Source organism: Paenibacillus sp. Y568, from assembly GCF_059445545.1.
Genome location: NZ_JCAIUM010000008.1, coordinates 231,321 through 244,814, shown reverse-complemented (window position 1 = coordinate 244,814; position 13,494 = coordinate 231,321). Strand labels below are relative to the sequence as shown.

At 38.5% G+C, this 13,494-nt stretch carries 13 protein-coding genes and 1 pseudogene; 9 read left to right on the top strand and 5 right to left on the bottom strand.

The annotated features are described in order from the left end of the window. Window positions 1-360 precede the first annotated feature (360 nt). Complete coding sequence (locus tag AC1D7X_RS13775; RefSeq protein ID WP_495475447.1) at window positions 361-1,569, bottom strand: IS110 family RNA-guided transposase; 1,209 nt, start codon at window positions 1,567-1,569, stop codon at window positions 361-363. A 380-nt stretch (window positions 1,570-1,949) separates the two neighbouring features. Here AC1D7X_RS13775 and AC1D7X_RS13770 point away from each other — a divergent pair, with 380 nt between their 5' ends. Together AC1D7X_RS13770 and AC1D7X_RS13765 are read left to right on the top strand one after the other, a co-directional pair. Beyond that, window positions 1,950-2,783: a copper amine oxidase N-terminal domain-containing protein gene (locus AC1D7X_RS13770; RefSeq protein ID WP_495475446.1), complete on the top strand. Its 834-nt coding sequence runs from the start codon at window positions 1,950-1,952 to the stop codon at window positions 2,781-2,783. A 94-nt stretch (window positions 2,784-2,877) separates the two neighbouring features. After that, window positions 2,878-3,411 (top strand): hypothetical protein, encoded by a 534-nt coding sequence (locus AC1D7X_RS13765; RefSeq protein WP_495475445.1) that lies wholly within the window; start codon window positions 2,878-2,880, stop codon window positions 3,409-3,411. A gap of 226 nt (window positions 3,412-3,637) precedes the next feature. Here AC1D7X_RS13765 and AC1D7X_RS13760 read toward each other — a convergent pair whose 3' ends face one another. Further along, on the bottom strand, window positions 3,638-3,916 hold the full coding sequence (locus AC1D7X_RS13760; protein ID WP_495475444.1) for a hypothetical protein: 279 nt from the start codon (window positions 3,914-3,916) through the stop codon (window positions 3,638-3,640). 269 nt (window positions 3,917-4,185) lie between these two features. On the opposite strand from AC1D7X_RS13760, the pseudogene AC1D7X_RS13755 reads away from it, so the two are divergent. Next, window positions 4,186-4,761 (top strand): annotated as a pseudogene (locus AC1D7X_RS13755) (recombinase family protein). Window positions 4,762-4,876: 115 nt separating this feature from the next. Next, window positions 4,877-6,034 (top strand): IS200/IS605 family element RNA-guided endonuclease TnpB, encoded by a 1,158-nt coding sequence (gene tnpB / locus AC1D7X_RS13750; protein WP_495457354.1) that lies wholly within the window; start codon window positions 4,877-4,879, stop codon window positions 6,032-6,034. A 57-nt stretch (window positions 6,035-6,091) separates the two neighbouring features. Here tnpB and AC1D7X_RS13745 read toward each other — a convergent pair whose 3' ends face one another. Next, window positions 6,092-6,268: a hypothetical protein gene (locus AC1D7X_RS13745; RefSeq protein WP_495457340.1), complete on the bottom strand. Its 177-nt coding sequence runs from the start codon at window positions 6,266-6,268 to the stop codon at window positions 6,092-6,094. A gap of 296 nt (window positions 6,269-6,564) precedes the next feature. Between AC1D7X_RS13745 and AC1D7X_RS13740 the strand changes: the two genes are divergently transcribed. Genes AC1D7X_RS13740 through AC1D7X_RS13725 form a run of 4 tightly spaced genes read left to right on the top strand, consistent with a single transcriptional unit; the run spans window position 6,565 to window position 9,668 of the window. Beyond that, window positions 6,565-7,344: a nucleotidyltransferase domain-containing protein gene (locus tag AC1D7X_RS13740; RefSeq protein WP_495457339.1), complete on the top strand. Its 780-nt coding sequence runs from the start codon at window positions 6,565-6,567 to the stop codon at window positions 7,342-7,344. 30 nt (window positions 7,345-7,374) lie between these two features. Then, complete coding sequence (locus AC1D7X_RS13735; RefSeq protein WP_495457338.1) at window positions 7,375-7,965, top strand: MSMEG_1061 family FMN-dependent PPOX-type flavoprotein; 591 nt, start codon at window positions 7,375-7,377, stop codon at window positions 7,963-7,965. A 25-nt stretch (window positions 7,966-7,990) separates the two neighbouring features. After that, window positions 7,991-8,893, top strand: coding sequence for an ABC transporter ATP-binding protein (locus AC1D7X_RS13730; RefSeq protein ID WP_495457337.1), 903 nt, complete (start codon window positions 7,991-7,993; stop codon window positions 8,891-8,893). After that, on the top strand, window positions 8,883-9,668 hold the full coding sequence (locus tag AC1D7X_RS13725; protein ID WP_495475443.1) for a hypothetical protein: 786 nt from the start codon (window positions 8,883-8,885) through the stop codon (window positions 9,666-9,668). The genes AC1D7X_RS13730 and AC1D7X_RS13725 overlap by 11 nt, the downstream gene beginning before the upstream one ends. A 94-nt stretch (window positions 9,669-9,762) precedes the next feature. Here the strand turns inward: AC1D7X_RS13725 and AC1D7X_RS13720 are convergent, their stop codons facing one another. Beyond that, window positions 9,763-10,779, bottom strand: a complete 1,017-nt coding sequence (locus AC1D7X_RS13720; protein WP_495457335.1) for an N-acetylglucosamine kinase — start codon at window positions 10,777-10,779, stop codon at window positions 9,763-9,765. A 60-nt stretch (window positions 10,780-10,839) separates the two neighbouring features. After that, window positions 10,840-12,147, bottom strand: coding sequence for a 6-phospho-beta-glucosidase (locus tag AC1D7X_RS13715; protein WP_495457334.1), 1,308 nt, complete (start codon window positions 12,145-12,147; stop codon window positions 10,840-10,842). Window positions 12,148-12,445: 298 nt separating this feature from the next. Here AC1D7X_RS13715 and AC1D7X_RS13710 point away from each other — a divergent pair, with 298 nt between their 5' ends. Beyond that, window positions 12,446-13,306: a MurR/RpiR family transcriptional regulator gene (locus AC1D7X_RS13710; protein ID WP_495457333.1), complete on the top strand. Its 861-nt coding sequence runs from the start codon at window positions 12,446-12,448 to the stop codon at window positions 13,304-13,306. The last annotated feature ends 188 nt before the right edge of the window (window positions 13,307-13,494 follow it).

The following is a 13,494-nucleotide window of genomic DNA, read 5'->3' as shown; positions in this document are numbered from 1 at the left end:
AACGAGGAACTTATGATCTAGTACATTCTGTTAGAGGGAACGCGGAGTGCTGGGAAACTAGCACGCTCCGTGTGGAGCAGGGGAAAAGCTGGAGATCGCATCAAAGGCTTACCTATTGCTACCGATAGCACAATAGAGGCAAGAAGGCAGCCGGCAATCTGAAGTGACCCCATAAAGTTAGACATAATTTTATGGGGTCACTTCAATCCCGATCGGCTGCTTTTGTTCAGCTATACCAGCTAATAGCTTGTCAAGATTACCAGTAAAGTGATACTTATTCATATGGTATATTTAAAAACATGTAAGGCAAATAACCCTCCAATTTTATTTCATTTGGAAGGTTATACCACTGCTTTCATATTAAGCAGACCGGAATGTCTTTTTGTTTTTCATGATGGCATATAGCCAATGAACCAATTTATTGGCACATGCGACTAGAGCCACTTTATGTGGTTTCCCTTCGGCTCTCTTACGATCATAGAACTCTTTGATTCGTGTATTGCGAGCCCGGATTAAGCCACATTGGACAGCCAAAACCAGTGCATATCGAAGCTGCCTGGAACCACGTTTTGTGATCCGATTTCGAGTTGCTGTGAACTTGCCCGAAGCAAAGACACTTGGGTCAATGCCTGCAAAAGCGACTAGCTTTTTGGGATGATCAAATCGGTCGACTTCTCCAATTTCAGATAAAATTGTTGCCGCAATTTTATGTCCAATACCGGGAATCGACTGAATTAATTCAAATTCTTCAATTTCTTCAGCCAGAGCACCTATGTTCTGTTCCAATCCTGTAAGATGCTCTTGGTACTGAAGAATAAGGGTAATAAGGACCTTCAAATTAATTAAGTGGCTTGCGTACATGGTTTGCTGAAATGGGTTTTGTTTTGCCGCATCTAGCAGCCGTTGAACGCGTTGGTTAATCCAGTCCTCTGAACGTCCTCGTTTCGAAGTGAGAAGTTCTTTCATTTTAGCTTTGAGTGAATCTTCATCCGTCTGCAATACTGAATATGAGGTTGGGAATTCACTTAAAAACCGTAGTGATATACCTGAATACATAGATCCAAAGACACCTTTGTAAGCAGGGAAAACCTGATCTAGAACAGCTTGAAATTGCAGTTTAGTCTGTACACACATCTTTGAAAGAGATTCATATTGCCTTGTAAGATAGCGTAGATTGAGCAGTTGCACACCCCTTTTCTTAAAAGGTTCAAACTCTTCTTTGTAGTACAACTCTCCTAAAAGATAAGCGTCAGCAGCATCCGTCATTACTTTACGAAGCTGAGACTTCCTAAGCCGATTTGAGATAAGCGGATTAATGACAATGTAAATATATTGATGCTCCTCTAGGAACTGAACAACGGGGCTTTGGTAATGTCCGGTTGCTTCTAGAATAAGTAAAGGACGTTGTTTGGATACAGACTCAACGTCCTTTAAAACTTGATGGAGATTCGCTAGACCATCACGAGTGTGCTGGAAATGGAACGTCCCTCTGAATGGGTTTCCGCGCTCTAAAAAGGCTTGTCCATGGCTTTCTTCTTTAGAAATATCTAGACCGATAACTGGATTCATTTCATCTCTCCCTGTATGTTAGATTTACTGGCAGCCCCTACGTTTTCCTCTTGTCGCTCCATAGCATCGCTTGTTATACGGGATCTTACGTCCCAACCAGCCTCAATCATGGTCATGACAAGTAGGGGTGAACATTATAGCGCTCGGGATCAAGTCCCACGGGCAGGTACGTTCGACCAGGCTACCTTAATCCTCTATGCAAATGAAAAAAGGATCAACCAGAAAGAACTGGTTGATCTCATAATACGAACGGGCAGGATAGCGCAACACTTTTTATATGTTTGCCATCCCAGATTATGGATTAATCTGGGGATTAACTTATTCTCGCAAACCTTTTGATATTATTAACGTCTTATTATTTAGAAAAGAGGGGTAGAAATATGAAATTACTACGTTATATATCTGTACTAAGCGTTTCAATTTGTTTATTTTCAGGTATTGGGCTAAATTCAGTTAGTGCGGGCATGGTGAGTGACACCGATTTAAAATTGAAGTTGAATAATTCTTTTGTTTTATATTCCAATCAACAGCTTCCTTATGCAGATGAAAATGGAAGAACACTCATTCCATTAAGGCTTATTGGGGATGTAATGGGTGCAAATATTTCTTGGATTGGTAAGGAACATAAAGCAACAGTATCCGTGGGGAAAGACACTATATCATTAGTGGTCGGACAGAAAACAGCCCTACTAAATGGGAAAGAGATACCGTTAGACACAATGGCGGTTTTAAAGAATTCTACAATTATGGTACCTGCACGGTTTATTTCCGAAGCGTTTGGAATAAAAGTTGATTACAACAAAACAACAAATGTTGTACATCTAACAGATCCTAGAATAATGAGTTCAGAATCTTTTACAGGAATTAATGAAATGCAACAATTAGACAATAACTTTAATGATAAGCTTGCCCCAAAAAATGTTACTATCTTTGAAGATCAGAAAAACAGTAAAAATAATAAACTATCCGTAAAAGTAATGAACTATTCTTCTCAAACAGTAAAAAAGGGGAACTTAAATGGTAACATTGTCTTCTTCGTAAGCGACTCCAAAACTGCATTTATTGGAACAAGAGGAATGATAAACATGTCTGATAATAATTTGGTCGACATTAAATCAGGCAGTGTATATACTGATAACATTTATTTAATTAAGACCGTTAAAGATGAGCCAGTTCGTTATATTTTTTGCAATTATTTTGTAACACGAGGCTGAGTCAGTCAATCTCCATTATCGAACGTTACGCTAACGGGCAGGATAACGTGGTTAAGTCTACTATTAAGTGTTTTGAGTTAGAGGGGGCAGTAAAGTGGGTAAGAAAGGATTGATCTATGGTTGTCTGCTGACGCTTGTTATAGGTGTTTGTGCTGTAGAAATATACTTTTATTCTTTAAATAGTTCAAGTCAAATCCAATTCAAAGAGCAAATCACAATAAAAGAAGTGAAGGATATTACATTAAGTCCCTCATCTGAAACACCTTCTGTACATCCGTTCGAAGTACAGGCGATGCCAGATGACAAAGTGTTAAAGACGTTTGTTTATAATCTATCGATAATTGCTAACGGTCAAGGCTCAAGTTATTTTGAGTACAAGGCAAGCGCTGATGGAAAAAAAGAGTTACTACAATTATATGTGAATAATAGAGGTTTGAAGGATTTGAATCTTCGGCTAAGGTCCCCTTTAGATAATAAATGGATTGAAGCTTCAATTCCTCCTGGAACTATCTATGGGGGAGAAATGCAGTGGGGATTCGAACAAGAAGGCAACTGGTACATTGATTTAAACAATGCCGACGGGTCTGTAATAACAGCAGATCTAGCCCTAATAAGAATTGGAATCTAACAAAAAACACCAACATATTAAACTAACGGGGAACGATAGCTCAATAAAACAGCGACAGTCTAGGACTTTATTTTCTTGTCCTTGGCTGTCGCTGTTTCAATTTCAAGGCTCAATCTATAACTCTTGGCGATGTTCGGAAGATTTCCATTCCGAACATCGCCAAGAGTAAGATTCCCTCCTCATCTCACTCAATTTAACGTTCATAGCCTCTTGTCTTTTCTCATAATTAAACTGTTGGGAATGTTTTTTTCTTTTCTTTTGTCCAAGAGACGATAAGCCAAATATGTATTGGGATCGCGATCAAAGAGTAAACGATAAAGATCAGGTTAAATATCGTTTTGTATACGAAGGATTGTTCTTGATTGAAGTTACACGTTGCGTACAAAATGACGGCTGCACAAAATATATATTTGTTATAAGCTGAGTCCCCTTTTCGTAATCGAATAATTAAAGCGTTAACCCATCCAAAGAGGCTCAGTAAAGCAATTGATAATATCCATGTCATCGGCTTTGTTCCCCCATTCTATGACTAGTATAGCCAATAAAAACCTAGTTTTAGACCGTATGCAAGCGTATGTAGTTTTATTAAAAACAAGAAATTATCTAACTGTGACTGATTGATCGTTGCAGATTTTTTTCATGTCTAAAAGCATGCTTTTAGGCATTAGCAAAAATGACTTGTTATATTGTGTCAAAATCCCTTGAAATCACTTTGGGCATGTGCCATGTATGAACCGTTAGTTTTTGGCACGAAAAAAAGAGGAGGGAGACACTTTGAAATTGGCATACGGACGTGTTTCCGCAAAAGACAAAAATGAAACACGACAGCTTATTAAATTTCGTGAATTAGGTATTGAGGAACGGTTTATATTTGTAGATAAATTAAGTGGTAAGGATTTCAATAGACCACAGTATCAGGTTATGCTTCAAATGATCCGAGAGGGTGACTTGGTTTATATCGATGCACTGGATCGTCTTGGGCGAGACTATGACGGAATCATGAAGGAATGGAAATATATTACGCGGGAGTTAAAAGCGGATATCATTTGTTTGGATAACGAGAAGCTATTTAATTCTCAGAGCTTTCGGACCATGGGAGACTTTGGTAAAGTAATGGAGGATCAGTTCTTAAGTCTACTAGCATACGTTGCTGAGCAAGAACGGAAGAAGAATCGGCAGCGGCAAGCTGAAGGAATAGAAGTAGCTAAAGCAGAAAGGGTTAAATTTGGTCGCCCCAAGATTGTAATTGAGGGGGATTTCATTCAGGTCTACCAGGAATAGAAATCTGGAGTGATCACAGCCGTCGCGGCCATGCAAAAGGTGAATATGAAACATCGAACCTTTTATTAATATTTTGAGAACACTCGTGACTTCAGTCATGAGTGTTCTCAAAATGGTTTTGTCTTTCTAAATCAGTACATATGTTCTATAATCAAGGTAATATTAACCAAAGCAGGTGTACATGATGAACCATCACAAAGCTTTTAAATTTCGTATCTATCCAACCAAGGAACAAATCACCTTAATCCATAAAACCTTGGGATGTACTCGCTTTGTGTTTAACTTTTTCTTGAGCAAGCAACAGCAAAAAGACGCCTATTGGTATATCTGCGAACAAATGGTTCAAAATGGACAGCTCCCTCAAAATAATTGGAAAGGTGCTTATTTTCATAAGTACACTTCGATCAAAGATTTAAAAGAATTAAAGCAACACTATCCTTTCTTAAAAGAAGTGGATAGTATCTCTTTACAAAAATCAGTGGAAAATCTACATGATGCCTATACACGTTATTATAAAAAGCAAAATCGAATACCGCATTTTAAGAGTAAAAAGAATCCTATCCAATCGTATACAACCAAACAGACCCATGGGAACATTGCGATCCATGGAAATCAACTCAAACTGCCCAAGTTGGGATGGGTTCGCTTTGCCAAGTCCAGAGAAGTAGATGGACGCATTTTGAATGCTACGATTAGACGGAATCCATCAGGGAAGTATTTTGTGTCCATTGTAGCTGAAGTAGATATTCAAGCATTACTCAAAACCCATCAGGAAGTCGGCATTGACTTAGGTATTAAACAATTTTCAGTGTTAAGTCAAGGAAAACCAATAGATAATCTACATTTCCTGCGAAACAGAGAACAAAAATTAAAAAAAGAACAACGCACTTTATCCAGAAGAACGATGGGTTCTTCTAATTGGTATAAGCAAAAAATCAAGGTAGCCCGACTTCACGAACAAATTGTCAACGCCAGAATGGATTTCTTGCATCAACACTCAACGGCATTGGTCAAAAGCCACGACCTCATTGCTATTGAAGATTTACAAGTATCCCATATGGTCAAGAACCATCGGTTAGCCAAAAGTATCGCAGATGTGTCTTGGGCTGAGTTCCGTAGACAATTGGAATACAAGGCGAAATGGTATGGCAAACAAATTGTGGCGGTGAGTCCATGGTTTCCGTCTTCGCAATTGTGTTCATGTTGCGGATTTCAGTACAAAGAAGCCAAGAGGCTATCCATTCGGGAATGGGACTGCCCGCAATGCGGAACCCATCAGGAACGAGACCACAATGCCAGCATCAATATTCTTCAAGAAGCGAAAAGACTTCTTTCCGCATAAAAAAGAAAACCGTAGGGACTACGGGGATAGCCTACTTACCTTACTCCGATAGGAGTATTAGCGTAGGAATCCTGCGACTTTAGTCGTAGGAGGTTCAACTCCAGATAAATCTAAAAGGGTTAGGGTATGTGTATGCGGATCGATGGAGCCAATTAGAAGTGTATTTAATTCATCAAGGCGATTCTCATCTAATAATGGCTTCAGGATATCCTCTTGTTCTGTTATCCTATGCATTGTGGCAACATTGCTGTGTGTTCATGAATCATTGTGTATGATCTCCAATTTTTTGAGCACTACTAATCGCGGTACCGGCTTCAGTAAGCGAGCAGTCCTTCACAACGGAGACCTTGCCGTATCTGGATTGAATACCATCTAGAGCCTTCCCTAGCCTGAGAAGCTTTTCATCCTCCGGTCCCGTAAATAGATCAAGTTGATATGACGAATATTCATAATTTATGATACAGATATTGAGATCGTTGTATGCAGGCTTTAGAATGAGTAATCATCAATGAAAGAGGAGAATCAATGAAATGAAAAGTTTAATAGTAGAGAAACTTAGAGAAATAGAACTACAACATAACGTGAAGATTCTCTTCGCAGTGGAGTCGGGTAGTCGTGCGTGGGGATTTCCTTCTCAAGATAGTGATTATGATGTTCGGTTCGTATATATAAGACACCCAGAGTGGTATTTATCGATTGATGATAAAAGGGATGTTATTGAGGTTCCTATTAATGATATGCTAGATATCAATGGCTGGGATATCAGAAAAGCGTTGAAATTATTCAGAAAATCGAATCCTCCATTATTAGAGTGGTTGGTATCCGAAATTATATATGATGAATCATTTGGATTTAAAGAAGAAATGTTGAGACTCAGACACCAGGTGTTCTCACCAAGAGCATCATTACACCACTATCTGAGTATGGCCAAAGGGAACTTTAGACAGTATTTACAAGGTGATCAAGTCAAGATTAAGAAATACTTCTACGTGCTCAGACCGATATTAGCGTGCAAATGGATCGAGAAGTACAATACCAATCCACCAATTCTCTTTCAAGAATTAGTATCAGATCTTGTTACGGATGAACAATTGAGACAAGAGATTGAGGATTTGCTAAAACGGAAAATGGCTGGAGAAGAATTAGACTTAGAAAATCGTGTAGCTGTAATAAATGATTACATTGATAAAGAGATCGAACATCTTACTGCGTTTGCTAATTCATATAATAGTGAACTGGACGACCCAACGGAGCTATTAGATCAATTATATAGAAAGTACTTGAAAGTTGCCTGGAATGAAGGAGAGTAAATTAATCCACACCTTAGGAGAAGATAACCAATGGAAGATGTATGGAAGAACGATATCATAAGATCGGTTGAAGAGTTAAAAGACATCATTGGAGAACCACATGAAGCTGTAGTTATGAAGATGGTCTCACAAATTGATTCACATATAGAGAATTATATCGCTCAATCGCCACTTTTTTTCCTAGCAACCTCAGCTACGAACGGACGAGCCGATGTATCTCCACGGGGAGATCAGGCAGGGTTCGTTAAAGTGTTGGATCACAAGCACATTGCTTTTATAGACCGTCCAGGTAATCGTCGTATAGATTCAATGGTAAATATGCTGGAAAATCCACAGGTGGGTATGATTTTTCTTATTCCATCTTTGCAGGAAGTACTTCGTATAAATGGGAGAGCAACTCTTTCGCGTAATGAAGCACTTATCCGTGATATGCAATGGAAGGGGAAGACAACGGGAATTGCTGTCATCATTGAAGTGGAAGAGTGTTTTATTCATTGCCCAAGAGCGTTCAAACAATCCGGAATATGGGATGTTGACAATTGGCAATCAAAAGATGAGCTTCCAGACGTTATGGAGATGTTTCGGGCACATTTACATATGAATAATTATAAGGGGAAATAGGTTGTCTTAAAAAGGAGTGAGTCGGATGGCCGTTTTAAAGGTTGATCATTTAATCAAGGATTATGGAAATTCTAAAGGTGTGTTTGATATTTCTTTTGAAATCCAAGAAGGTGAAGTGTTCGGATTCCTTGGACCCAATGGAGCGGGTAAAACAACGACGATTAGACATATCTTAGGTTTTACTAAGCCTCAAAAAGGTGATACATGGGTCGACGGATTAAACAGTTGGGAGCAACCAGACTTAATCCAACAAGAGTTGGGGTATTTACCAGGTGAAATTGCTTTTCCAAACGATATGACGGGATCTCAGTTCATCAAAATGATGGCTGATATGAGAGGGCTAAAGGATATGACGAAAGCTCACTATCTCATTGAAAAGTTCCAGCTAGACCCGACGGGTGATTTAAAACGGATGTCCAAAGGAATGAAGCAAAAAATAGGCATCGTATGTGCTTTTATGCATAATCCTAAAGTACTTGTTCTTGATGAACCTACAAGTGGTCTAGATCCTTTGATGCAAAGTACCTTTGTTGAACTCATTCAAGAGGAAAAGAAACAAGGGAAAACCATATTGATGTCTTCACACATGTTGGAAGAAGTAGCAGGAACTTGTGACAGAATCGGGATTATTAGACAGGGTAAGCTTATTTCTACGATTTCAACGGACGAAATAAAACATACAGAAAGAAAAACATATCAAATTGAATTTGACACACAAGATGACTTTGAAAGGTTCTGTAAAGAAGATTTGGATTTTCAAGAAATGAATGAAACCAAAAATCAAGTGAGGATTATCGTGCAAGACAAGGATATCAATACACTCATTCAAGTCATGATTAACTATAACCTGAAATACTTATCAGAGATTAAATTCTCATTGGAAGAGTATTTCATGCACTTGTACGGGGGTGAAGAAGTTGGTAAGTAAACCTTTGCTGAAACAAACGATTAGATCGAATGTTAAACTCTTCCTGATCTTTACACTTGTTCTATGTCTGTACTTAGTAATTGTTATCTCATTCTTTACGCCAGCTACGTTAGAAGATTTCAGTGGTATCATGGGAGGGACTCCATTAAAAGCTATTTTGGGAGATGCGAACAGTCTATTGGGATTTATAAATAATGCCTATTTTGGAATTATCGCAATTATATTTCCAATGATTTATTCCATTATTGTGGGTAATAAATTGATTGCAGATCAAGTAGATCGAGGATCTATGGCATACATTCTGTCCACACCCATCACAAGAAATAGAGTTGCGTTGACACAAGCGGTATATTTTATCGGTTCACTATTTCTTATGTTTTTCATTGTAGGGGGAGTAGGGCTTCTGGCAGAAATGATATTTCAACCTCATGCTATGGATACTTCAACCTTTTTACTACTCATTTTTGGTTGTTTTTTATTACATTTCGCTATTAGCGGAATCACTTTCATCGCTTCGTGTATATTTAACCTTTCTAAACACTCACTAGCCTGGGGTACAGGAATACCTCTAGCTTTCTTTTTGCTGAAAATGATATCAGAGTTAAGTAAGAGCTTGGAGTTCTTCAAGTATCTATCACTGAATTCACTGTTTGATAAACCATCTATTATGGCGGGAAGTGGGTATGAAGTTCCCTTTCTAATCCTGATCGTAGTTGGGTTTGTTTTATATGGAGTTGGGATGAAAGTATTTAAAGGAAAGGATTTACCTTTGTAGGATTTGAAATAAGTAAAACTCAGCATGGCTCCATGCTGAGTTTTTGCTTGTTTCAGAAGATAAATCTAAATAGATATGCCAATAGGATCATGGGTTAGATAGATTCATTCGCTGGCAAATTCACTATAGAATCAATAACTTTCCGGCGAATTCCCGATTTCACGGGATGATTCCAAGCCAGTTCCAGTGCCCATAGAACAGCACCCGTTGCTGGTGGGACTTTTAGAATGATGTAATTACAGTGGTGGTGTGTTAAGCGCTCAACTTCTTTTTTGTATAAATTGAAAAGTAAGGGGCTCTCTGCTCTGACCCACACAGAACCAGCCAGAATGATATCGACTTCATGTTCAAAGTGTAGATTGTGCATACATCCTACCGTGGAATGTGCTAACTGGTTAGCCGAGTTATCTATGATATCATAAGCAACGGAATCACCTTGATCTGCTGCAGCGAACATGATTTGCATGAGTTGTGTATTGGGCAGGTTCCTCTTTGCTACTCGATCTACAGCGTGTTCAATAAACAATTCTTTACTGGGTAACTGTAGAAGTTCCATGACGGGTTCAGTCATTTGAGTTGCTCGGCCCATACGATAGAAGGAGTCATATACTGCACGGAGTACTTTTCGTCCTAAATAGTAACCTCCTGCTTCATCACCACATAGCTCACTGCCCACACCACCAACTTGTAGGCGATTTCCGCTAGGAGAGATTCCTCCAGTTGAAGTGCCAGATCCATTAATGGAGCAGATCCCGTATCCTTTGTGGCTACCAGCCTTCACCCCTAGAAAAGAGTCATTGTCCACAGCATAATTCGTAAATCCGATGCGTTCAATAACCTGACATAGATTCTCCTTTTGAGACGGGACGTCAGCTCCAGCCAATCCGAAGGCGCCAGCTGCAATATCATGCATGGTTAGATGATTACGTGTAAGCAGGTGCTGAATATTCTCATTCATGATGCCATATGCACTTATATATCCATCAGGAAATCGCTCATGACTGCAAGTACCCGTATTTATGTGATCGACAAAGTTGCCATGGATATCATACAGAAAATAATCGGTTTTGCTATTACCGCCATCAACGCCAATAACGTAGTTCTTGTCCATAACGCCACCTTTTCTTCAATATAAGAATAGAATTCTACACGGCTCTAGGTCGTTGGTGTGTTATTTGGAAGAGTGTTCCCCTTGAAAAAACTGTGGGAGATAGGCTTTATGGGCTTCTTTCATTTCATTAAAACAAGCGTACGCTACATCGTAGTCTCCAACCAATGGATTCATTAATAACGCTCGCATAGCGGCATCTTCATTGCCGGATACGGCGGAAGCTACCGTCTCACGCTCATAAGCTTTAACCATACGCATGTAATCGATGATATGTTGATTGTTGAAATCGTTAATCTTAATTGGTTTAGCGCCATCTTTACCAACAACGGCACATACCTCAATGGCATCGGAGTCTTCCATGAAATCTAGTGCACCCTTGTTAAGGAGGTTGACAACATGAACCTCTTGCTTGTCATTATAAATAGCATCCACTAAGCTGATCGCCACTTCAGAATAATTAGCTCCGCCTCGAGTAGAGAGAAGGTCTGGTTTCGTATGGAGCTCAGAATCCATATATATCTTTAATAGGTCTTCTTCAATCTGAATACATTTCTCCCCACGGGTTAATTCACTTTCTTTGATGAGTTTTAGTTTTTTCTCTTTGAAATAATAGTACTCCATATAACTTGAAGGGATGGCTCCAACCATTTGGATTAACTCTTTACTAAATCCACTAGAAGGAATATTCTTCATAGCTTCACTGTTGAGCCCCATATCAAGCGCCGTTCTCAGATAATCCTTTCCTTCTTCTTCAATGGCAGTTATCCAACTTAAGTGGTTGAGTCCTACATAGGTAATGTTGGGTTGTTGTAAATCGAGGGTATCACGAATGCTCTTGAACATATTGTAAGGAACATTACATAGACCAAGCATCTTCACATCTGTGTGATTGAGTATGGCTTCTGTAATAATTCCAGCGGGATTGGAGAAATTGATAAGCCAAGCCTCAGGGCAGAGTTCTTTCATGCGTTCCGCGATATGAAGCATGACAGGAATGGTACGCATAGCTTTAAAAAAGCCTCCAATTCCACAGGTTTCTTGGCCAATTAAATCATACTTCAGAGGAATCTGCTCATCCAACACTCTAGCAGGTAGCTTGCCAACACGGATCTGCCCAAGTACAAAGTCAGCATGTAATAGTGCTTCATCCAGATCTTGAGTCATAGTCACACGACATGACATATTCGCAGCGTGAATCATGCGTTCACAAAGTTTACCTACTGTGTTCAGTTTCATTACATCAATATCCATAAGTACAAGTTCACTTATAGGTAAAACGTCTTTGCGTTTAATCATTCCTTCAATCAATTCGGGGGTATAGGTGCTACCAGAGCCAATAATTGCGATCTTCAAATTGTTTTTTGTCATCGAATCCACCTTTGGTTGAGTATGACTTGATTAAGCGACTTATTTTTGACGATAGTATAGCACGGGATTTAGAAAAGTTACAATATAAAATAGAATAAAAAAACTATTTTGTTTAAATATTCTGAAATAAAATTTCAGATAGCGGTGTATATTTTTAAATGATTTATTGTAAAATTATTGTATTTAAGGATAAAAGCATTTAAGATAAGATGTAAATTCTATTGGAAGTATCGTTCTAAGATCGTGTTCAATGAGTACCAGTGTAGATGGGATAATTTCATTGTGAGTAGGTAAATGGATGATAACTAATGATAATATTTTAATTAAGATTCGGAATATGAAGGATAGTCTGACCCCGGTTGAAAGAATGGTAGCCGAATTTATTCTGGATAATTTAGATGAAATTCCACACCTTTCGATAAAGAATCTTGCACAACTGAGTAAGACGAGTGATGCATCTGTTCTTCGATTCTGTAAAACATTGGGGTACAGCGGATATCGTAATTTTATTGTGAGTATTTCTGCTTCACTTGGGTCTATGGATGAGGAGCAGAAGGATCAGTACACCGATATTCAACCAGGTGATGATATATCAATTATCATTTCTAATGTTTCTAGAAATAATTGTAAATCTATCGAAGATACCCTAAGCATCCTTGATCGGAATGAGGTAGAACGTGCTGTGAAAGCACTTATTCGTAGCCAACGGATTGTGTTTTTTGGGATCGGTGCTTCAGGTCTAGTGGGTAAGGATGCAGAACAGAAATTCACCCGAATTAATAAAATGTGCCATACGTATACGGATGGACATAGTCAACTCTCTGCTGCTTCATTGTTGGGGAAGAATGATGTTGCAATCTTTATTTCCAATTCAGGTAAAACGGTAGAGATTCTGGAAGCGCTAGATATGGCAAATAAGAATGGTGCATGTTGTATAGCGATTACCAAATATAATAAAAGTGAGCTAGCGGATAAAGCTAGAATTGTGCTCAATATCTCTACGCCAGAACTTACGATTAGGAGCGGAGCTATGGGATCACGAATTGCTATGCTTACGATTATTGATATTCTTTTTTCGGGAGTAGCTAGTGTCGAATACAAAAATGTAAAAAAATATTTGAGAAAAACGTATAACATATTGTCGAGTAAACATCGTTAAAGAAGTATTGAAAAAGGCATCGACTGATTATAAAGGAGTTGATGCCTTTTTGTGTTCTGAAAGAAATAAAAAAACAATATTGTAAATCATTATGATTTTTTATTTCAAAAACTATTGACGGAATTTAAGTATCCATTTAATATTAGCTTAAGTAAACAACGTGTTATGTAACATGACACAATTCGTAC

Bases quoted from the DNA above. Each gene is read 5' to 3' on its own strand.
- AC1D7X_RS13775 (WP_495475447.1), bottom strand. From the start codon at position 1,569: ATGAATCCAGTTATCGGTCTAGATATTTCTAAAGAAGAAAGCCATGGA.
- AC1D7X_RS13770 (WP_495475446.1), top strand. From the start codon at position 1,950: ATGAAATTACTACGTTATATATCTGTACTAAGCGTTTCAATTTGTTTA.
- AC1D7X_RS13760 (WP_495475444.1), bottom strand. From the start codon at position 3,916: ATGACATGGATATTATCAATTGCTTTACTGAGCCTCTTTGGATGGGTT.
- tnpB (WP_495457354.1), top strand. From the start codon at position 4,877: ATGAACCATCACAAAGCTTTTAAATTTCGTATCTATCCAACCAAGGAA.
- AC1D7X_RS13745 (WP_495457340.1), bottom strand. From the start codon at position 6,268: ATGCATAGGATAACAGAACAAGAGGATATCCTGAAGCCATTATTAGAT.
- AC1D7X_RS13740 (WP_495457339.1), top strand. From the start codon at position 6,565: ATGAAAAGTTTAATAGTAGAGAAACTTAGAGAAATAGAACTACAACAT.
- AC1D7X_RS13735 (WP_495457338.1), top strand. From the start codon at position 7,375: ATGGAAGATGTATGGAAGAACGATATCATAAGATCGGTTGAAGAGTTA.
- AC1D7X_RS13730 (WP_495457337.1), top strand. From the start codon at position 7,991: ATGGCCGTTTTAAAGGTTGATCATTTAATCAAGGATTATGGAAATTCT.
- AC1D7X_RS13720 (WP_495457335.1), bottom strand. From the start codon at position 10,779: ATGGACAAGAACTACGTTATTGGCGTTGATGGCGGTAATAGCAAAACC.
- AC1D7X_RS13715 (WP_495457334.1), bottom strand. From the start codon at position 12,147: ATGACAAAAAACAATTTGAAGATCGCAATTATTGGCTCTGGTAGCACC.
- AC1D7X_RS13710 (WP_495457333.1), top strand. From the start codon at position 12,446: ATGATAACTAATGATAATATTTTAATTAAGATTCGGAATATGAAGGAT.